1 protein-coding gene is annotated in these 1444 nt (G+C 61.5%); it reads left to right on the top strand.

The window, feature by feature from the left end; genetic code table 11:
• The coding region (locus GIR22_RS25765; RefSeq protein WP_246208492.1) for a condensation domain-containing protein at nt 1-1444 on the top strand (1444 nt) is incomplete at both ends.

The following is a 1444-nucleotide window of genomic DNA, read 5'->3' as shown; positions in this document are numbered from 1 at the left end:
GCTGGCGGCGGCGGTGGGTGGCAGCACTGAAGTGAGTGTCCCGGCCAACCTGATCCCGATTGATTGCGAACACATCACCCCTGGCATGCTGCCGCTGATCAATCTGGATCAGCCGACCATCGACCGCATCGTGGCCACGGTGCCGGGCGGTACGAGCAACGTGCAGGACATCTACCCGCTGGCGCCGTTGCAGGAAGGTATTCTTTACCATCACCTCGCTGCCGGACAGGGCGACCCTTACGTCTTGCAAACCCTTTTCAACTTCCAAAGTCGTGACCGATTGGACGCGTTCGTGGCGGCATTGCAAAGCGTCATCGACCGCCATGACATCCTGCGTACCAGCGTGCTGTGGCAAGACATGGAGACGCCGCTGCAGGTGGTCTGGCGCGAGGCGAAACTGCATGTTGAAACGGTCGATCTCGACCCCGCCGTGGGCGACATCACCGGGCAACTGCAACAACGCTTCGATTCGCAGCACTACCGTCTGGATATCACCCAGGCCCCACTGTTGCGACTCGCATTCGCCGAGGATGCAGTCAATCAACGCTGGGTTGCGGTGTTGCTGTTTCACCATATGGCACTTGATCACGTGGCCCTGGAGGTGGTGCAACAGGAAATGCAGGCGTACTTGCTGGGACAGGCAGGCGCGTTGGACGAAGCGGTGCCCTATCGCAATTACGTGGCCCATGTGCAACTGGGCGTCAGCCGTGAAGAACACGAAGGGTTCTTCCGCGAAATGCTCGGCGATATCGATGAGCCGACGCTGCCGTTCGGTTTGCAGGATGTGCAGGGCGATGGGGGCGATATCGAGCACGCCGGTCAATCGATTGCAGCGGCGTTGGACCAGCGTTTGCGGGCACAGGCACGTCAACTCGGCGTGAGTGCCGCAAGCTTGGTGCACCTGGCCTGGGCGCAGGTATTGGGCAAGGTGTGCGGCAAGCAGGACGTGGTGTTTGGCACCGTACTGCTGGGCCGGATGCAGGGCGGCGAGGGCGCTGACCGGGCGTTGGGGATGTTCATCAACACCTTGCCGGTGCGGGTGGAGGTCGGCGCCCATAGCGTGCGCGCCGGGGTCAAGGCGACCCATGCACGGCTGATAGCACTGCTGGGGCATGAACATGCCTCGCTGGCGTTGGCGCAACGCTGCAGTGCGGTGGCGGCGCCGACACCGCTGTTCAGTTCGCTGGTGAATTACCGCCACAGCGCTGTCACTGATGTTTCACAGGACAAGGCACTCGCCTGGCGCGGTATCGAGGCGCTCAGCGCTGAGGAACGCACCAATTACCCGCTGACGCTGAACGTCGATGACCTGGGCAATGGTATTGAATTGTCGGTACTGGTGACGTCGAAAGTCGGCGCGCAACGTGTCTGTGCCTACATGCATTGCGCGTTGGAAAACCTGGTATTGGCGTTGGAGCAGACGCCTGACGCGTCGTTGCATAGC

It is taken from the genome of Pseudomonas karstica (genome assembly GCF_009707515.1).
Taxonomy (GTDB): Bacteria; Pseudomonadota; Gammaproteobacteria; order Pseudomonadales; family Pseudomonadaceae; genus Aquipseudomonas; species Aquipseudomonas karstica.
Note: the sequence above shows the minus strand (reverse complement) of the source record. Positions and strands in the feature narration are given on the sequence as shown.